This window comes from Bacillus massiliglaciei (assembly GCF_900098925.1).
Lineage (GTDB): Bacteria > Bacillota > Bacilli > Bacillales > DSM-1321 > Peribacillus > Peribacillus massiliglaciei.
In genome coordinates, this window is the sequence record NZ_LT622360.1 from 326,395 (window position 1) to 345,394 (window position 19,000).

Sequence of the window (19,000 nt, forward strand, 5' to 3'; positions counted from 1 at the left end):
AGGAGGAAAAAGAATGAGAATTATTAGATACGTTTTGGAAAACAAAAAACAGCTTGCTGCCGTAACGGATGAGAACAAAGTGGTAGATTTACCGTTTGAAGATTTTATGTCATTGATTGAGACAGCACGTCTGCAAAACAGAACGGCGTTTGAAATAGTAAAACAAGCTGCCGTTACGGGCGAGGAAAAAGACTTAGAAGGATTAACATTAACAACGCCGATCGATGCACCGGAAGTGTGGGCCTCGGGGGTTACATATAAAAAAAGCAAGGAAGCCCGCAATTATGAAGCTACTCAAGGAAAGCTTGACCGTCAAACCTTTTATGACAAAGTGTATGACGCAGTCCGGCCTGAGATCTTTTTGAAATCAACGGCGGCAAGGACGGTAGGCCCGAATGATCCTGTCTATCTCCGTTCTGATTCCAATTGGCAAATTCCTGAGCCGGAACTGGGGCTTGTTATTGATAAAGAGGGAACGGTTCTTGGCTACACAGTCGGAAATGATATGAGCTGCCGGGATATCGAGGGGGAAAATCCGCTCTATCTTCCGCAGGCAAAAGTGTGGAAAAATTCATGCTCGATCGGTCCGGCTATTTTATTGAAGGAAGCTGTGTCCGATCCTTATGAACTTAAGATTATTTGCCGGATCTATCGAAATGACGAGAAGGTATTTGAAGGAGAAGCCCAGGTGAATCAGTTAAAACGAACACTTGATGAACTGGTCCATTATCTTGTCCTCGATAATACAGTCTTTGATGGAACCGTTTTGCTTACAGGCACGTGCATTGTTCCGCCAAATGAATTTACATTGCAGGACAGCGATCGTGTTGAGATTGAAATTCCGGGCATCGGCTTGTTGAATAATCCAGTGGTTCAAGGGAAGACGGTTCAAGCGATTTAAAGGAGTGAAGGAAATGGGTGAATACAAAACGTTGTATTTAAATGCAAAGGATACAGTAGCTGTTGCGCTTTCTGAGATACCTGAAAACACTCCGATCATTGTAAAAGCAGGTGAGGAAGAACGGCAGGTCACAATTATCGAACCAATTCGATTTGGTCATAAGTTTGCTGTCAGAGCGATTGAAAAGGGAGAAGACATTATTAAATATGGAGAAGTCATAGGGGCGGCTTCATCAGACATTCCTGCCGGGGCTCATGTCCATGTCCATAATCTAGAGGGGAAAAGGGGAAGAGGTGACAAAGTTGCTGAATGATAAACGTCAGTTTTGGGGATATCGGCGTCCGGACGGCCGTGTCGGTGTTCGGAACCATGTATTGATTTTGCCGACCATTACGTGTGCAACGCAGACAGCTCAGCGGGTAACAGAACTTGTCAGCGGAACCGTTACATTTATCCATCAGCATGGCTGCGCACAAGTAGGCAAGGATTATGATCAAACGGCGAGAACCTATGCCGGCATGGGAATGAATCCTAATGTATATGGTGTCATTGTGTTAGGTCTGGGATGTGAAACCCATCAAGCACACAGGATTGGAGACGAGATCGCAAAGTGCGGCAAACCTGTTGAAACCGTTTCGATTCAAGAGCATGGCGGTACATTGCAAACCATTGCTGAAGTGGCGAAAATCGCGGTCAAAATGGTCCAGGATGCCTCGATGGTTCAGCGGGAATTATGTGATTTCAGTGAGTTAATCGTCGGCACAGAATGCGGCGGGTCGGATGCATGTTCCGGCCTGTCGGCGAATCCGGCTGTAGGCCGCACAAGCGATCTAATAGTGGAACAAGGCGGAACGGCCATCTTGGCGGAAACAACTGAATTAATTGGCGCGGAGCATTTACTCGCAGATCGGGCAGCTAATGATCAGGTTGCGAAAAAGGCATATGCTGTGATTCGTATGATGGAAAACCGATCAATCGAAATGGGCGTTGATATCCGCACGGGAAATCCGAGTCCCGGAAATATAGAGGGGGGCTTGAGCTCTTTAGAGGAAAAATCGCTGGGAGCCTCAGCTAAGTCCGGTACGACACGCCTTGAAGAAGTCATTGATTATGCACAGCAGCCAACTAAGAAGGGTCTTGTGTGGATGGATACTCCTGGTCATGATATTGAGCAGTTAACCGGCATGGTGGCAGGAGGCGCACAGGTTGTTCTTTTTACGAGCGGCAGGGGCACACCGACAGGATCGCCGATAGCACCTGTCATCAAAATTTCTACGAATACTCCAATGTTTGAGCGCATGAGTGAAAATATGGATCTCGATGCAGGAACAATCGTGGACGGAATTGAAACAGTCGATAACGTCGGGCTTAGAATCATGGATGAAATTCAGCAGGTTTCAAATGGAAAGCTGACAAAATCGGAGATTCTGAAACAGCATGACTTTGGAATATGGCGTATCGGCCCAACATTTTAATAAAAAAGGAGCTAATAAAATGATTACAACTACTTTTACAGCCAAAACTTATCAAAATTATATCAATAACGAATGGGCGGACACGATTGCTGAAGATACAATCGTCAGCATTAATCCCGCGGATAAAGAGCCTGTCGGGTATGTACAAAAATCCACCAAAAGTGATTTGGAAAAAGCGGTGGAGGCAGCCCATCATGCGAAAAAATCCTGGCGCAGACTGGGACAGTCAGCAAGAGGCCAGCTCCTTTTTAAAACAGCCAATATTTTAGAAGAAAATCTGGATGAAATTGCAGAGACAATGACCCGTGAAATGGGGAAAACCCTGCCGGAAGCAAAAGGGGAAACCGCAAGAGGCATTGCCATTCTCCGTTATTACGCCGGTGAGGGCATGCGTAAAGAAGGAGATGTCATTCCATCTTCTGATAAAGACGCGCTGATGTTTACAAAACGCACACCGCTGGGAGTTGTAGGGGTTATTACACCATGGAATTTCCCGGTAGCCATTCCTATTTGGAAAATGGCTCCTGCCTTGGTTTATGGCAATACAGTTGTGTGGAAACCGGCTACAGAAGGTGCGGTAACTGCGGCAAAAGTAATGGAGTGTTTTGCAAAGGCAGGCTTCCCGGCCGGGGTTATAAACTTCATAACAGGCTCCGGCTCAGTAATCGGGCAGGGACTGATTGACCATCCTCTTTTAAATGCCATTACATTTACTGGTTCTGAGCAGGTAGGTAAGGGAGTGGCTCAATCAGCTGCGGCACGGGGAATTAAATTTCAGCTTGAAATGGGCGGCAAAAACCCTGTCATTGTAGCGAAGGATGCGAACATTGACCAGGCAGTAGAAGCAGTGATCAGCGGAGGATTCCGCTCTTCCGGACAAAAATGCACAGCATCAAGCCGTGTCATCGTTGAATCTTCTGTCTTCGAGGAATTTAAAGAGAAGCTGGTTAAGGAAACAGAAAAAATCACCGTCGGAAATGGGCTGCAAGAAGGCATTTGGATGGGGCCGTGCGCGAGTGAAAGCCAATTCAATACCGTCAATGAATATATAGAAATAGGCAAACAAGAAGGAGCAAAGCTTGTATATGGCGGTGAGGTATTGACAGGAGACGAGTATGATAAGGGCTTTTTCGTGACACCTGCTATTTTTGAAAAAGTCAGTCCGGATATGAAAATTGCTCAGGATGAAATCTTTGGCCCGGTTATTGCTCTTATTAAAGCGTCGGATCTAGAAGAGGCTATCAGCATTGCGAATCATACAAAATATGGATTAAGTGCATCCATTTTCACTTCTAATATCAGCTCCCTTATGGAATTTATAGATGAAATCGAAGCAGGTCTTGTGCGCATCAACGCAGAGAGTGCGGGAGTAGAGCTTCAGGCTCCATTCGGAGGAATGAAAGCTTCCAGTACTGGATCACGCGAACAGGGAGAGGCAGCCAAGGAATTTTATACGTCTATTAAAACGGTGTTTATAAAAGGCTCTTAATTTAAAAAACTTACAGATCTTCCCCGGGAAGGATATATTCCGGGGGAGTTTTCGAAATAATCCATTTTGGAGATCTAATCAGTAAACAAGAGGAGGGAGAACATGAAATTTCACGGAATTATTCCGCCGGTCGTAACGCTGTTTGATGAAGCAGGGAATTTAGATTTAGAGATGAATAGAAGGTATTTGGATCAGCTAATTTCAAAAGGTATTGACGGGATCCTGCTAATGGGAAGCTCAGGTGAGTTTTCTTCTCTCTCTGCTGAAGAGCGAAAGCTGTACGTTCGGGAAATGATCAAGCATATTAATGGACGTGTCTCTGTCATGGTGGGCGTTGGCCATACTGCATTGAAAGAAGTGCTTGACTTGATCTCTTATGCGGAACTTCAAGGGGCAGATGGAGTACTGGTTGTAAACCCATATTATTGGAAGTTCTCGGAAGAGCAATTATTCCGTTTCTATTCGATCGTTGCCGATCATACCAAACTGCAGGTGTTTATCTATAACATTCCGCTTTTAACCGGACAGAATCTGTCGGTTGAGCTGATCAAATCATTGGCCGAAACCTTTCCAAACATTAAAGGAATAAAAGAAACGGTTACCGATTTCGGCCACTTACGTCAAGTGCTCACCGAAGTAAAAAAAGTCCGCAGTGACTTCCTGGTCTTCTCTGCTTTTGATGAACATCTGTTTCCTGCTCAGATGATCGGAGCCGCAGGCAGCATTAATGGAACAGCCTGCTTTTTACCGGAGGTTTCGGTTGGTGTCTATACGGCTTATCGAAAAGGAGAGTTGGCAGATGCAGAACAGCATCACCAAAAGATTTCGCAGCTGATGGACATTTATTCATACGGTCCGACTTTTTTTACTCAAATCAAAGAAGCTGTTCACTGCCGGTGGTTTGATACACCTGCCGGGCATCGGGCTCCCTGCGATGTCTTTCCGGAAGATTTAAGAAGTAAAGTAGCACAGCTGCTGAAAAAAATAGAATGGAAAGAAGGCGTTCAATCATGAAAGAATCCCGTGAGTTACTTAAACAATTAGGCTATCCGTCAACAGATCTGACGGAACTTCCCACATCTAATAAAACGTTTCCGGACGGAGCGCAATACCGGATTGAGCTTCCAAGTGTAGAAGGTCCGGTTGCTTTAAAAGAAACGCTGGATGAAATTGACCGGCTTGGTTTGAAAATTCATCGGATCTCCCAGGGGAGCGGCATTATGCTTCAAACAGATGAAGAAATTAAGGAAATGTGTGAGCTGACTGCAGAAAGAGGAATGGAGCTCAGCCTGTTTGTCGGCCCGCGCGGTTCATGGGATGTAAGCGCCGGACCTTTTACCCCAGGCGGAAAAACGCAGGGAATCCGGCATGAAGGCGCCGATCAGCTTGTCTATGCCATGGAAGACTTAAAAAGGGGAGCGGCACTCGGACTGCGCGGTGCTTTAGTGGCAGATGAAGGACTGCTGCTTTTAACAAAAGAAATGAAGCGCAGCGGCCAGCTGCCGGAAGATTTTGTTGTAAAGGTCTCTGTGCAGATGGGTTCTGCCAATCCAGTTTCCGTGAAATTGATGCAAGATATCGGCGCAGATACGTACAATGTCCCTCCGGCATTAACGCTGTCTAAACTTGCAGCCATTCGGCAGGCAATTGACATACCGATTGATTTATATGTAGAAGTACCGGATACATTCGGCGGATTTATCCGCTATTATGAAATTCCGGAAATTATCAGGGTTTTGGCTCCGGTCTACATAAAATTCGGCCTTCGCAACCATCCGGACGTCTATCCATCAGGGAAACAATGGGAAAGCACAAATATTTCCTTAACAAAGGAACGAGTTCGACGTGCATCACTTGGAATACAAATGATCGAAAGATACTATCCAGAAGCCCGGACCTCCGAACTGGGAGCAGAAGGACTTGGAATCGCAAAAATTCAAAAACCGGCAGCGAAATAACGAACGGGCAGGCCTGATAATAAATGAGAGGAGTCAAAATGAAATGACTTTTAAAGTGCTGTTAACAGATTATGAGTTTGCTGATTTACGATATGAAGAGGAAGTTTTTCAGGAAAGCGGGCTGGATATTGAATTCATTAAAGCTCAATGCAAAACAGAAGAAGAAGTGATGGAACAGGCGCAGGAGGCGGATGCCATATTGAATCAATATGCCCCGATCTCACGCCGTGTCATTGAATCGCTTCATCAAACAAAAATCATTTCGCGTTATGGGGTCGGTGTTAATACGATTGATCTGGATGCAGCGAAAGAAAAGGGGATCACAGTTGCAAATGTACCGGATTATGGAATGGAAGAGGTTTCTAACCATGCCCTGGCATTATTGCTGTCATGGGCCCGGAAGGTAACGCTGTTAAATAATGAAGTGAAAAAGGGGAATTGGGATTTCAAGTCCGGAGTGCCGATTAACCGGTTCGACCAGCAAACGGTCGGAGTGCTTGGATTTGGACGGATTCCTCGCCGTTTTATTGAAAAAGTAAAACCGCTCGGTTTTCAAGTTGCAGCCTATGATCCGTTTGTAACAGAGAAAGAAATGGCAGCGGCAGGCGTACAAAAAATGGAGCTTGATGAAATAATTCGTACAGCGGACTATTTGTCCGTACATGTTCCGCTTGTGAAGGATACGTTCCATTTAATTAATGAGGAAAGACTTCAGCAGATGAAGCGGAATGCGGTGATCATTAATACGGCCCGCGGCCCGATTATAGATGAAAAGGCTTTGGCAGATGCACTGGAAAAGGGCATTATTGCCGGGGCTGCATTGGATGTGACGGAAGAAGAGCCGGTCAGCCTCCATAGTCCGCTTCTCAAAATGGATCAGGTTCTTATCACTCCTCACAGTGCCTGGTATTCAGAAGAAGCCATGATAGAACTTAGGCAAAAAGCTGCTAAGAATATCGTCCAAGTTTTAAGCGGTGATAGAACACCATACAGCCTAACGTAAGAAATGGAGGAATGGATATGAAATTAGCGGTATTTAAGGCGGATGGCGAGCAGCATCTCGGTGCCGTTTACGGCCATCAGATCACCAGCCTGACAAAACTTAATGCAAATCAGTTTCCAGCGGATATGAAAACGTTCATTGAACATGGCGATGAACTCCGCGAAAAAGCGGAGCAGCTAATCGGGGAGCACAATAACGAGGCGGCGGTATTTAACGTAAATGAAGTGGAATTTATGCCGCCTGTATCCCAGCCGGAAAAAATTATCTGCGTGGGGCTGAATTATCTTGATCATTGTAAAGAAACGGGGATGGAGCCTCCGGCTTCACCTGTTATTTTTTCAAAATATCCGAATGCACTGACCGGACATGAGGATGCTGTTGAACGACCAATCAATTCAAATGAGGTTGATTTTGAAGCGGAGCTTGCCATAGTGATGGGAAAAGAAGCCAAGCGAGTAACAGAAGAAGAAGCAGAAACCTGTGTTTTTGGCTATACGATTTTAAATGATATCAGCGCGAGGGACTTACAATTTAAAGACGGACAGTGGTCGCGCGGAAAAACGGCAGATACTTTTGCTCCAACGGGCCCTGTTGTTGTGACCCAAGATGAAGTAGGGAATCCGCACCAGTTAAAGATCAGTCTCGATTTAAATGGCGAAAGGATGCAGGATTCAAATACAAGCAATTTAATTTTCAAGGTACCTCAAATTATCTCCTTTCTATCCCAGTCCATGACCTTAAAACCGGGTGACTTGATTGCTACAGGCACCCCGCCGGGAGTTGGGATGGGCAGGGATCCAAAAGTGTGGCTGAAGGATGGAGATCGGATGGACGTGACGATTGAAAAGATTGGCACACTCTCCAATTTCGTAAAAGGGTAAAGAAAAGAGAAGGAAGGGCTCAAAATGGATGTAGTAACAATTGGCGAAACGATGGCGTTGTTTACCCCCAATGAAGAAGGACCGCTGCGCCACGCCCGTTCTTTTTCCATGAAGTTTGGCGGGGCGGAATCAAATGTGGCGATCGGATTAAGCCGTCTCGGACATAAATCCCGCTGGATCAGCCGCCTTGGCATGGATGAATTCGGAGATGCGATGCAGGCTTTCATTCGGGGAGAAGGCGTCGATGTCTCATATGTTACACGCGATACAAATGCCCCGACTGGTGTTTTCTTTAAAGAATTCCGGCGCCTGAATGACACCAGAGTCTATTATTATAGAAAAAACTCAGCGGCCAGTAAAATGAACGCTGAGATGCTCCCGGCAGTAGCTATCTCCGATTCGGCCTATCTTCATCTAACAGGCATTACGCCGGCTCTCAGCGAATCATGCCGTGAGCTTCTGGATAAAGCGCTCCGCATTGCTAAGGAGAATCAGATGAAGATCGTCTTTGATCCGAATATCCGTCTGAAATTATGGGAGGACAAAAGTGAAGCCCGCCGTTTTATGAAAAAGTATGCTTCAGAAAGCGATTTGGTCCTGCCGGGGATTTCTGAGGCTGAATTCTTATTTGGTGCCTGCTCACCGGAGGAATATGCGAATCTTTTTCATGAACTCGGAGCAGAAACAGTGCTTTTAAAAATGGGAGAAAAAGGTGCGCTTGTTTCCTCTTCTTCCGTGCCAAAAACTTTTGTACCTGGATTCCAGGTGGAGCGTGTTATTGACCCGGTCGGTGCGGGAGATGCATTCGCTGCCGGAGTGCTTTCAGGTCTCCTTGACGGATTGCCGCTAATTGAAGCAGTACGCAGGGGCAATGCGATGGGAGCAATGGTTACCATGGTAAATGGAGATGCAGAAGGGCTGCCGGACCGAAACGACTTAGCTTCGTTTATGAATGGCAGTCTGGAAGATGTAAAGAGATAGGAAGGTGGAAAAAACGTGGTAATTACAGAAAGGCTGAAACAAGAGAAATTAATTGCCGTGATCCGGGGGGCCAGACCGAATCAAATTGTTCCGATTGCCCGGGCTTTGAAAAAAGGCGGGATACGTGTACTTGAAATAACAGCAGAAACGCCCGGATTCCGTCAATCGATTGAAACAGTAAAGAGTGATCTTGGCGATAGCATTATTGCCGGTGCCGGCACTGTACTGGATGCAGAAACGGCCCGGATGGCGATTCTGTCTGGTGCAGAATTTATCGTCTCTCCGACAGTCAGCCCTGACACAATAAATATGGCAAAGCGCTATGGGATTATCAGTATGGCAGGAGCTTTAACCCCCACTGAAATATTGACAGCGTATGAACAGGGAGCGGACATTATTAAAGTGTTTCCGGCCAGCACAGTTGGTCCTGGTTATTTTAAGGATATAAAAGGTCCCCTTCCGCATATCCCGCTGATGCCGACAGGCGGTGTCAATCTTGAGAATCTCGGTGACTTCTTAAAGGCCGGAGCTGTCGCCGTCGGCCTGGGGGGTTCCTTGGTCAATGCGGCGAAATTAAATTCGGCTGAAGACTATGAACAATTAACAGAAACAGCTAAACGCTTTTCAGAGGCTGTCCAAAAAAGCAAAGTTCTTTTATAAACGATAAATATAGATTATTATATGACAAAACAAAAGCCCCTTTCTAATCTTTGCATGATTAGAGGGGACTTTTGTTTTTATACAGAAGTATTTTTGCTTTTCTTTTGATACATCCACATCTCAATGGTTCCCGACCCAAGCATAACTCCGGATACAATGAAAATTAAGCCGACAAATTGGGCAGGCATGATGGTTTCTTTGAGGAACAGGGCAGCTCCTACTAGAGAGAAGAATGTATTTAGATTAAGGAAAATGGAGGATTCCGCAGCACCTACCTTGCCGATCGCATAGTTATAAACCATATGTCCGATACCTGTTGCGATAATCGCAGAGAAAAAGAAGGCGGTCCAAATCGATGCAGGAGCAGATAGGACGGAAGTCAATCCGCCAGGTTCCTTCCAAATGCTGATGCAAAATAGAATGATAGATCCTATCAGCATCATATACCCTGTTAACAGGCGCGGATCCATTGTTTTTGCCGCCCGGTTAATTAAGATGAAGCTTAAGGCCTGAGAAAGAATAGCAAAGAAAATATCTGCATCTCCTAGATTGACAGACTGGATGTTACCGCTTCCAGCAAGGACGGTGAAACTGACGCCGACACCGCCGCTAATAAATCCTATAAAACGAATGAAGGAAGGCTTTCTTCGCAAAAAGGCCATCGATAAAAGGACAGTCAGAAGAGGCCCCATCCCTAATATTAACCCTGCATTAGTAGCTGATGTCTTTGTCAGACCTTCCGCTAAAAGGAAATGGTGAAATACAATACTTAAAAGGGTTCCTCCTAAAATAAAGGATAATTCGCTTTTTTTAGGAAGGCGAATGCTGCACATGAAACCGAGAATCAAAAAGACAATTAGCGAGGCAGTGAAAATTCTTAAAGATGTAATGGTAATCGGCTCTGCATACTCTACTAATATTTTCACTACTGAAACATTTAATCCCCAGGTAATCATGATCCCGGTCAGCAGGATGTAGATTTTTGAATGACTCATTGGAAACATCCTTTCAACTATAACGATTGGATAATTATACACTATTTTCAAATTATTAGTACTTGTAAATTTATTATTTTTAATAAAGCAGCTTCCGCATTTGTTAAATGGAATACCCGTCTTTTTAGAATAGTTCTTAAGCAGATGAAAATCTACAAAAATCTGAATAATTCAAAAACATTGTCAATTGATAGTCGATATCTTACAATATGAGGTACCAAACTGTTTTTTTACAGAGATTGGTAATGGGAGGGCTGAAGAAACGGGCTGTATTTATGCAGGACATGTCAATCCAAAATGGTAAATAAATACAAGTGCGGCAGACGCGGAGTTCAGAGGGGCCTTTTATAAATAGAGCGAAAGGATGTTGAGCATGAGCGGACCAAAATGGATTGTTATACTTTTGTCACTGGTCATACTCTTTTCAGGACCTGTATTATCAAAAGCTGAAGAAAGAGAAAGCACAGCTTATATTGATGTTGCTGCAGCCACACTGTGGACAGAACCGGGTCTGCTAAGGGACTTGGATGCTCCTTCGGCTTCGCATCCTGTCGATTTAAAAAATTGGACGGGCAGTATGAGCTATGAAGATAAACTGTGGCTTGTCGGGAACTTAGAGACTCAGGCATTATACGGATCAAGAGTAACCATCCTCGAAGAAAAAGGGGATTGGGTGAAGGTAGCCGCTGCAAACCAGCCTACACCAAGAAACAGTGAGGGTTATCCTGGTTGGATGCCAAAGAAACAATTGGTGTATAACAGGGGATTCGGACAAAAACTCGACCGGAATTTTGCTATCGTCACCTCGCCTTCTGCCTGGCTTTATAAAGACCAAAAACAGAAAAAAAGATTCTTGGAGCTAAGCTTTGATACCCGGCTTCCTGTCCTGCAGCAAAAGAAAGACGCGATTCAAGTCATGACACCGGGAGCAGGAGCAAAGTGGATTTCTAAGATGGATGCATCTGTTTATAAAAATGAGGATCAAATCCCGGTCCCTGCTGGAGAAACCATCGTCGAAACGGGGGAGATTTTCCTTGGTCTGCCTTATCTTTGGGCTGGAATGTCAGGCTTTGGTTTTGACTGTTCTGGATTTACGTATACGGTGTATCATGCCAACGGGATCACGATTCCGCGTGATTCTTCTGTACAGGCAGTAAATGGAACACCAGTGAATAAGGAAGATTGGCAAGCGGGTGATCTTTTGTTTTTTGGCTATGATGAAGGAAAAGGAAAAATTCATCATGTGGGCATCTATATAGGCGACGGAAAAATGATCCATTCTCCGAACAGCTCAACCCACGTCAGAATTGATGAGATTGCAGTCTCCGGCTATGGAAATGAATACGCTGGAGCCAGAAGGTATATAAAATAAAGTCCGGAAAAGCTTAAGGGAATCAGTCTCCCTTAAGCCTTTTTTGCCCTGTTTCAAATGGGGAAAATGCAGGGTATAACAAAAGATTCCTTCGTTAGGTATCATTTTTAGTCTAATGGCTGGATGAAATATTGCAGGAAAACTTCACGTGGATCAAGGGAAGTTCTGTAAATGGAGGGGTGAAAATGTATGTGGACCGCAGCTTTTTGGGGAGCGGTATCAGGGTCAGCCGTTTTCATTGGGGCTGTTATAGCTTTGCTGATAAAAATCCCTAAAAAAATCATTGGATTTATCATGGCTTTTGGTACAGGCGTCTTAATCGGAGCGGCAGCTTATGAATTGCTCGCCGAATCTGTTGCCGATGGAGGGATGCTGGCGACTGCCGTTGGATTTATTGCCGGGGCCGGCATATTTACTTTGCTGGATACCTGGATTTCTAAGAAAGGGGCAGCGGACAGGAAACGCTCAGGCGATCAGGGAGCCCCAAAGGGAATGGCGATTTTTATTGGAACGGTGATGGATGCCATCCCTGAATCCATTATGATTGGGGCGAGTCTCCTGACAGGGCAATCTGTCAGCTGGCTCCTTGTTGCTGCCATATTTATCAGTAATATACCAGAGGGACTTTCGAGCACAAGCGGCTTGAAGAAAAGCGGTTATACTGCATCGAGAATTTGTCTTTTGTGGGCAGCTGTTATTGTCATATCCTCGTTAAGCTCTTGGGGGGGATATTTCTTTCTTGCTGAAGCCCCTGATTCTATTCTTGCCGGAATCGCTGCATTTGCCGGAGGCGGAATTATTGCCATGATATCTTCTACGATGATGCCCGAAGCGTATGAAGACAGCGGACCGGCAACAGGATTTATTGCCTCCTTAGGTTTGCTGGTGTCATTAATTTTGAATCAGTTTTCTTCATGATTATTTCTTTCTTTGATCTTTACATAGAGAGAATAAATGCATACAAGCTGAAATAGCTTATAAAAAAGGTTCCAGGAGGGATGGGATGAGCAGCAGGCTGTCCGTGAAGGAAAGAAGCTGGGCTTTCTATGATTGGGCCAATTCGGCCTATTCTGTTGTTGTGGTGACAGCTATATTCCCTTTGTATTTTAAAGAAGCGGCTTCCGCGGCAGGTATTTCGGCTTCCGTTTCCACAGCATACTGGGGATATGCCAATTCTATTTCCACGCTTTTTATTTCATTACTTGCTCCTATTTTGGGAACACTTGCTGATTTTAAAAACTTTAAGAAGCGGTTTTTTTTCTTTTTTGCTTCACTTGGAATTGTTTTTACTTTCCTGCTCGCTGCTGTGCCTGCAGATCAATGGCTGCTCCTGCTCATTTGTTTCATTCTTACTTCTGTTGGCTATGCGGGCGCCAATATCTTTTATGACGCCTTTTTGGTTGATGTAACGGATGAAACCAGAATGCACCGTGTCTCTTCGTATGGCTTCGCTTATGGATACGTGGGCAGCATAATCCCATTTTTATTTGGAATTGTACTCATTCTTCTTTCACAGAACCAGGTAATTTCTTTGACTCCTGTCATGGCTAGTCAGGCTGCCTTTGCTATTACCGCTTTATGGTGGGGGCTTTTTACCATTCCTTTAATCAAAAATGTCGAACAGGTCTATTATGCAGAAAGAGTCCCAAAACTGATAACCGCAAGTTTTAAAAAGCTGTTTGCCACAATAAGAAATATCCGTTCCTACAAAACATTAAGTCTGTTTTTGCTGGCTTACTTCTTTTATATTGACGGCGTAAATACGATCACGGTTATGGCGACTGCGTTCGGTTCCGATTTAGGAATTGGTTCAGCGGACTTATTAATGATCTTATTGGTGACACAGATAGTTGCTGCGCCATCGGCCATTTTGTTCGGAAACCTTGCAGAACGATATCAAGAGAAAAGGATGATTATGGCTGGTATCGGGATATATATTGGAATATCCGTTTATGCGTATTTTCTTGATTCTTTACTGGATTTTTGGATTATTGCATTGCTCGTAGGCTGTGCCCAGGGGGGAGTGCAGGCATTAAGCAGATCGTATTTTGCCAAGCTGATTCCTAAGGAAGCCTCTAATGAATTTTTTGGCTTTTATAATATTTTCGGTAAATTTGCTGCCATTATCGGGCCGCTGCTTGTCGGGGTCACGGCCCAAATGACGGGGAGGACAAATGATGGCGTTTTCAGCTTGATTCTGCTTTTTATCATTGGGGTTCTTATCCTGATGAAGCTGCCGCGTCAGGAGAGACCTTTTTCATAGAAGACATAAAAAAAGGAAGCTCGATTCTGCTGCGAATGGAACTTCCTTTTTTGCTATCTGATAAATGAGAAGATAATCATCGTTACTAACAGGATCGTCAGGTGATTTAAGGAAATGATGAACGAAAGCTTCGCCCATTTTTGATCATCCTTCTTATTAAAACTGTATACGCATGCTGCAAACCATACGATCGTAAGAAGCAGCATTGTCAGTGCAAGAAACTTACTGAAAGGCCAGAATAAAAATGATGCAGCCATTAATAGGATTAAATAAACAATCGATTGAATTTTAGTCCGTTTAATGCCTTTAATCACGGGGAGCATCGGGATGCCGGCCGCTTTATATTCTTCAAGTCTGCGGATTGCAATCGCATAAAAATGCGGAGGCTGCCATAAAAACATGAGCATAAATAACCCAATCGCAACCGGATGGAAGAGATCATTAGACACGGCTGCCCAGCCAATAAGCGGAGGCATAGCACCGGAAAGACTGCCTACCTCTGTATTTAATACGGTTGTGCGTTTAGTCCACATCGTATAGGGGAAGACATAAAATAAAAACCCTAACAGTCCCATTAAAAAGGCAAGCATTGACGCAGAATATAAGAGCACAAGTCCTGCCGCTGTTAAGAAGATTCCGAGCCATAAAGCAAATTTGGGATTGATCGAACCATCCACTGTCGGCCGGCTCTGGGTCCTTTTCATAATGGCATCAATATCCTGATCATAAAAATTATTGATGGCTCCTGCACCGCCAACTACCATTGAAGTACCTATTATAGCTAAAACGATGACCGGAATGTATGCGGCAAAGCTTAGGTCGAAAGCATACAAAGCAAGACAAAGTCCTGCAATCATTCCCATCACGTTCGACTTAATGATTCCTGTTTTAATGATTCCTCTTATAACATTCCATGAAAAGTAAGACTTTAAAGAAAAAGAGGTCTTTTCCATTACTTCTGTATTGTTCACTATCATTCTCCTCTTTTTTTATGATTGAGAATAAAGGATTGGTTTTTCGTTGCCTTATTATTTTAACATAAATTTAATTTAGAAGGCTTGATTAGGCTCGGTCAAATTTCGTCAATAATATGGACAAAGTGTGAATATTTGAAAAATGACAGGTTTTCCTGCTGGAATTCCTATCCATAAGCCAGAAAGGGATAATACCGAAAAAAATCGGTGAAAAGTAAACGTTCTTTACATAGGGTAGGGGGGTATGGTAATTTGAGTGTAAGGAGTGATGCGAATGGAACAGGAAAGTAATCCTAATTTGGAAGATCATCCTCATTGCCAAGAACCTTCCCAGAGCAGAAAAAGCCATCATTCAGAAGCGGTGAAAAAGAATTTAGTCAGCCGTTTGAATCGTATCGAAGGCCAAATAAGAGGGATTAAAGGACTTATTGAAAAGGATACGTATTGTGATGATGTTATTACACAGATATCGGCAACTCAAGCGGCTTTGAACAGTATCGCTAAAATTCTTTTAGAAGGACATATGAAGAATTGTGTTGTCAGCCGCATTCATGAGGGAGACCTGGAAGTAGTCGATGAAGTGTTGGTAACCATCCAAAAATTAATGAAAAAGTAAAGGAGAAGATGATTGAATGGAAAACGTAACATTAAATGTTAAAGGAATGTCTTGCGGACATTGTGTAAAGGCAGTAGAAGGCAGCGTTGGGGAACTGGAAGGTGTAAAAGAAGTGGAAGTCAGCCTGGAAGATGGAAAAGTAAGGGTTCTGTTTGAAGAAGATAAAGTGAAACTGGCTTCTATTAAAGAAGCTATAGATGACCAGGGATACGACGTCGAATAACACAGCTTTCATGTAGTTTCCTCAAAAAAACGTACTGTTTTTATACAGTACGTTTTTTTGAGGAAAGCTGTTTTATACCCGTTCCATGAAAAGCTGCAGGAATTTGTCTGCGTCAACCCCAAAACCGACCTTGACATTCGGTTCCTTGCTCTTGATTCTTGAAAGGTCTTCTACAGTTTCTCCGATTGCATGATCCTCTAAATCTACCTTCAGAAACATCGGATGTGTATGGATGAGCCCGGGATGCGTTACAGCCCCTACAGCCAGCGGGTCATGCAGGGCACAGCCGTTTAAAAAAGGATACCTTTCACTGTAGAAGGTAAGATAATGGGATGAAATATCTGCCAGAAATGTATGTACTTTATCTTCTTGCTGCCGCCAGGTTTCAATCGATTCTCTCGGCAGGACGGTTTTCATCGTCACATCAAGACCTATTAATGTGATTGGCAGGCTGGACTGAAAGACCTTTTCGGCCGCATGCGGATCAGCATATATATTAGCTTCTGCAAATTTCGTTACATTGCCTGGGGCGGCTACTGCACCGCCCATGATGACGACATGTCCGATTTGCCGGCTGAAATCCGGTTCTTTTTCCAAAACGACTGCCAGGTTTGTTAGAGCAGCGGTCGTAATTAATGTAAGATCTTTTCCATACATATTGGCTGCCTGAAGAATGAATTCTGATGCCGGCATATCTTCTGCAGTCAAAACTGGTTCAGGAAGAAATGTATTCCCAAGTCCGTCAGCACCGTGTACATCCGTTGCCGTATGGAATTCCTGTCGAAGGACCAGCGGTTTTGACGCCCCTTTGTAAACCGGGATTTTCTTCTCAAGCAATTCAAGAACTTGTAAGGTGTTTCTGGTAGTTGAATTGATTCCGATATTTCCGTGAGAAGTCGTGATCCCAATCACTTCAATTTCCGGAGAATTCACGGCATATGCTATGGCTAACGCATCGTCAATGCCAGTGTCTACATCTAAAATGACTTTTTTCATCTTTTCATCACCTCATTCTCCAGTTTAATGGTTTAGAACAGGTCTGTCTCTAGTAAACTAAAGAACATAAAGATATATACAAAAGAAGTGAGACAAGGTGCCAAGCATGATGAAAATGTGAAAGATTTCGTGAAATCCCCATTTCCCCCATTGAAAGTAAGGAGGCTTCAGTCCGTAAATAATTCCGCCTGCTGTATAAAATACTCCTCCTAGAATTAATAAGGAAAGTCCCTTTAATCCAATGACGGAAGCAAGCGGGGCAGAGGCAAAGATAATGATCCAACCCATTGCAATATACAAGAATGTGGAAAGCCATCTTGGACAATTGAACCAAATCATTTTAAAAGCGACTCCCAAAACGGCCAGAACAAGAACAATTGTAAAGTACGTCCAACCGATTGTTCCGTTTAAGCTTACGAGACAAAAAGGAGTATAAGAACCCGCAATCAGAACAAAAATCATAGAATGATCTACCTTCCTTAAGAAAGCAATCACCCGGTCACTGGCTATAGCAGAATGGTAGAGGGCAGAGGCGGAATATAACAAAATCATACTGATGCCAAATATGATAACCGCCCCAATGGTCAGTGATGATCCATCCAATTTCGATGCTTTGATGGTAAGAGCCAGTAAGCCAACGAAAGATAGAACAGCTCCCCAAAAATGAGTTAATGCGTTAATAGGTTCTCTAATATAGCTCTGCATGCAATCACTCCTTTTATGTAGTTTTAATAACTATATAATATGATACTCATATATCATCACGTAGTCAACCTTTACTTGGAGCGGTGTGTAGGATAAAATAAATGGTATCAATGATGTAAGCAGGTGAAATCCTTTGCAGCAGAAAGAGGAACTTTTGAAGAAGATTGGCATAGAAAGCAAAATCAATATTGAAGATGTGCCTGACATCGATTTATATATTGATCAGGTTCTTCAGCTTTTTGAAAAGAAATTTGAAGGCACAAAAAGGAATGCTGATGAAAAAGTACTGACTAAGACCATGGTCAATAATTATGCGAAAGGAAAATTGTTTTATCCTATAAAGAATAAGAAATACTCCAAAGATCATCTATTATTGATCAGTCTGATTTATCAGTTAAAAGGCGCTCTTTCCATTAATGATATAAAATCCACGTTAAGCGGCCTGAATCAGTTAATCACAGAAGAAGGATTTGAACTGGAGCCGTTTTACCGAAGTTTTCTGGAACTTCAGGATAAAGGAGCTGCCCATTTTAAGGAGAACTTAGAATCTCTTATGAATGAATCAAAGAAAGAAGTGAAAAGAGAAGGGCAGGAAAACGAATATCTTGAAAAAGCATTAATGATCGCCTCTCTTGTAAATGTAAGCAATCTGTATCGGAGAACCGCGGAACAGCTTATTGATGAATTGGTGAAAACACTGCCGGCTGACGGCGTAAAGAAGAAAGATTGATCAGCAGGGACCCGTGAGTGAACACCAATGGGACCGCAGTCAGCTGTTTTCCCCTTCTGAATAATTGTTGATCAGTGCTGATTGTTATCTTTTTTTTTAGAAATATACTACTATTTTTAATGTAGACTTATAAATTGATTATATATAAGAAGGGGAAGGTGAAACAATGGATGTACTTACTGCCATAAAAACACGCCGGAGCATCGGGCTTGTCAAACAAGAACCGGTTCCAAAAGAAATGATTGAAACGCTTCTTGAAGCTGCTACATGGGCGCCTTGCCATCATCGCACAGAACCATGGAGATTTTTTGTGATGACCGGTGAAGGCAGAAATGCACTTAGTGATACATTTGTAAAAATGGCAAAAGCGAAAATGGAAGAGCCTTTAAGCGAAGAGGATCAAAAAAAGCTGGAAAAAGAAAAGAATAAACCATTAAGGGCACCGGTTGTCATTGCAGTTGCAGTTAAACCGGCTGAAGATAATCCAAAGGTCGTTTTGGAGGAGGAATTTGCTGCAGGCCATGCAGCAGTGCAAAATCTGCTTCTCGCTGCCCATTCCTTAGGTCTTGGCGCTGTATGGAGAACCGGTGCGGTATGTTCTGCACCTGAAATCAGAGAGTTATTTCATTTGCAGGGAAAAGCAGAGATCATCGGCTTTGTTTATGTTGGATATCCGGATTTGAAAAAAGACCCTGTTGCCAAACGAAAACCTGTCTCTGACGTAACACAATGGATGGATAAATGAGAATGATGATTCAGATAATAAAGAAAAGCCCAG

Annotated in this window: 21 protein-coding genes; 17 read left to right on the forward strand and 4 right to left on the reverse strand. The window is 43.6% G+C overall.

Going from position 1 to position 19,000, the window contains the following annotated elements; genetic code table 11:
* The first annotated feature begins 13 nt into the window (after positions 1–13).
* The 10 genes from BQ4305_RS18110 to BQ4305_RS18155 all read left to right on the forward strand — a co-directional run bounded on the left by BQ4305_RS18110 (position 14) and on the right by BQ4305_RS18155 (position 9,348).
* On the forward strand, positions 14–901 hold the full coding sequence (locus tag BQ4305_RS18110; RefSeq protein ID WP_110929153.1) for a fumarylacetoacetate hydrolase family protein: 888 nt from the start codon (positions 14–16) through the stop codon (positions 899–901).
* 13 nt (positions 902–914) lie between these two features.
* On the forward strand, positions 915–1,214 hold the full coding sequence (locus BQ4305_RS18115) for a UxaA family hydrolase (protein WP_110929154.1): 300 nt from the start codon (positions 915–917) through the stop codon (positions 1,212–1,214).
* Positions 1,204–2,376 (forward strand): UxaA family hydrolase, encoded by a 1,173-nt coding sequence (locus tag BQ4305_RS18120; protein WP_110929155.1) that lies wholly within the window; start codon positions 1,204–1,206, stop codon positions 2,374–2,376. The genes BQ4305_RS18115 and BQ4305_RS18120 overlap by 11 nt, the downstream gene beginning before the upstream one ends.
* A 19-nt stretch (positions 2,377–2,395) precedes the next feature.
* Positions 2,396–3,865, forward strand: a complete 1,470-nt coding sequence (gucD, locus tag BQ4305_RS18125) for an alpha-ketoglutaric semialdehyde dehydrogenase GucD (protein ID WP_110929683.1) — start codon at positions 2,396–2,398, stop codon at positions 3,863–3,865.
* Positions 3,866–3,967: 102 nt separating this feature from the next.
* A complete protein-coding gene (locus tag BQ4305_RS18130; protein WP_110929156.1) occupies positions 3,968–4,879 on the forward strand; it encodes a dihydrodipicolinate synthase family protein in 912 nt (303 codons plus the stop codon).
* Positions 4,876–5,823: a U32 family peptidase gene (locus tag BQ4305_RS18135; RefSeq protein WP_110929157.1), complete on the forward strand. Its 948-nt coding sequence runs from the start codon at positions 4,876–4,878 to the stop codon at positions 5,821–5,823. Before BQ4305_RS18130 ends, BQ4305_RS18135 begins: the two co-directional genes overlap by 4 nt.
* A 43-nt stretch (positions 5,824–5,866) precedes the next feature.
* Positions 5,867–6,826: a C-terminal binding protein gene (locus BQ4305_RS18140; RefSeq protein ID WP_110929158.1), complete on the forward strand. Its 960-nt coding sequence runs from the start codon at positions 5,867–5,869 to the stop codon at positions 6,824–6,826.
* 17 nt (positions 6,827–6,843) lie between these two features.
* Complete coding sequence (locus tag BQ4305_RS18145) at positions 6,844–7,707, forward strand: fumarylacetoacetate hydrolase family protein (protein WP_110929159.1); 864 nt, start codon at positions 6,844–6,846, stop codon at positions 7,705–7,707.
* A gap of 24 nt (positions 7,708–7,731) precedes the next feature.
* Complete coding sequence (locus BQ4305_RS18150) at positions 7,732–8,688, forward strand: sugar kinase (RefSeq protein WP_110929160.1); 957 nt, start codon at positions 7,732–7,734, stop codon at positions 8,686–8,688.
* Positions 8,689–8,703: 15 nt separating this feature from the next.
* Positions 8,704–9,348 (forward strand): bifunctional 4-hydroxy-2-oxoglutarate aldolase/2-dehydro-3-deoxy-phosphogluconate aldolase, encoded by a 645-nt coding sequence (locus BQ4305_RS18155; RefSeq protein WP_110929161.1) that lies wholly within the window; start codon positions 8,704–8,706, stop codon positions 9,346–9,348.
* Positions 9,349–9,425: 77 nt separating this feature from the next.
* Here BQ4305_RS18155 and BQ4305_RS18160 read toward each other — a convergent pair whose 3' ends face one another.
* Complete coding sequence (locus BQ4305_RS18160) at positions 9,426–10,343, reverse strand: DMT family transporter (protein WP_110929162.1); 918 nt, start codon at positions 10,341–10,343, stop codon at positions 9,426–9,428.
* Between the two features lie 373 nt (positions 10,344–10,716).
* Between BQ4305_RS18160 and BQ4305_RS18170 the strand changes: the two genes are divergently transcribed.
* The 3 genes from BQ4305_RS18170 (at position 10,717) to BQ4305_RS18180 (ending at position 13,978) form a co-directional block, all read left to right on the forward strand.
* Positions 10,717–11,715 (forward strand): C40 family peptidase, encoded by a 999-nt coding sequence (locus tag BQ4305_RS18170; RefSeq protein WP_110929164.1) that lies wholly within the window; start codon positions 10,717–10,719, stop codon positions 11,713–11,715.
* Positions 11,716–11,904: 189 nt separating this feature from the next.
* Positions 11,905–12,633, forward strand: coding sequence for a ZIP family metal transporter (locus tag BQ4305_RS18175; RefSeq protein WP_110929165.1), 729 nt, complete (start codon positions 11,905–11,907; stop codon positions 12,631–12,633).
* Between the two features lie 85 nt (positions 12,634–12,718).
* Positions 12,719–13,978, forward strand: coding sequence for an MFS transporter (locus BQ4305_RS18180; RefSeq protein WP_110929166.1), 1,260 nt, complete (start codon positions 12,719–12,721; stop codon positions 13,976–13,978).
* A gap of 53 nt (positions 13,979–14,031) precedes the next feature.
* Here the strand turns inward: BQ4305_RS18180 and cyoE are convergent, their stop codons facing one another.
* On the reverse strand, positions 14,032–14,949 hold the full coding sequence (gene cyoE, locus BQ4305_RS18185) for a heme o synthase (protein ID WP_110929167.1): 918 nt from the start codon (positions 14,947–14,949) through the stop codon (positions 14,032–14,034).
* 277 nt (positions 14,950–15,226) lie between these two features.
* Here cyoE and BQ4305_RS18190 point away from each other — a divergent pair, with 277 nt between their 5' ends.
* Both BQ4305_RS18190 and copZ read left to right on the forward strand, forming a co-directional pair.
* Entirely contained in the window at positions 15,227–15,568 is a 342-nt protein-coding gene (locus BQ4305_RS18190; RefSeq protein ID WP_110929168.1) for a metal-sensitive transcriptional regulator, read from the forward strand.
* A gap of 16 nt (positions 15,569–15,584) precedes the next feature.
* Complete coding sequence (gene copZ, locus BQ4305_RS18195; protein ID WP_110929169.1) at positions 15,585–15,791, forward strand: copper chaperone CopZ; 207 nt, start codon at positions 15,585–15,587, stop codon at positions 15,789–15,791.
* Between the two features lie 72 nt (positions 15,792–15,863).
* Here the strand turns inward: copZ and BQ4305_RS18200 are convergent, their stop codons facing one another.
* On the reverse strand, positions 15,864–16,787 hold the full coding sequence (locus tag BQ4305_RS18200; RefSeq protein ID WP_110929170.1) for a nucleoside hydrolase: 924 nt from the start codon (positions 16,785–16,787) through the stop codon (positions 15,864–15,866).
* A 57-nt stretch (positions 16,788–16,844) separates the two neighbouring features.
* Positions 16,845–17,492: a PAQR family membrane homeostasis protein TrhA gene (gene trhA, locus BQ4305_RS18205; RefSeq protein WP_110929171.1), complete on the reverse strand. Its 648-nt coding sequence runs from the start codon at positions 17,490–17,492 to the stop codon at positions 16,845–16,847.
* 133 nt (positions 17,493–17,625) lie between these two features.
* On the opposite strand from trhA, the gene BQ4305_RS18210 reads away from it, so the two are divergent.
* A complete protein-coding gene (locus tag BQ4305_RS18210; RefSeq protein ID WP_110929172.1) occupies positions 17,626–18,222 on the forward strand; it encodes a DUF1836 domain-containing protein in 597 nt (198 codons plus the stop codon).
* Between the two features lie 166 nt (positions 18,223–18,388).
* Positions 18,389–18,967: a nitroreductase family protein gene (locus tag BQ4305_RS18215; protein ID WP_110929173.1), complete on the forward strand. Its 579-nt coding sequence runs from the start codon at positions 18,389–18,391 to the stop codon at positions 18,965–18,967.
* The last annotated feature ends 33 nt before the right edge of the window (positions 18,968–19,000 follow it).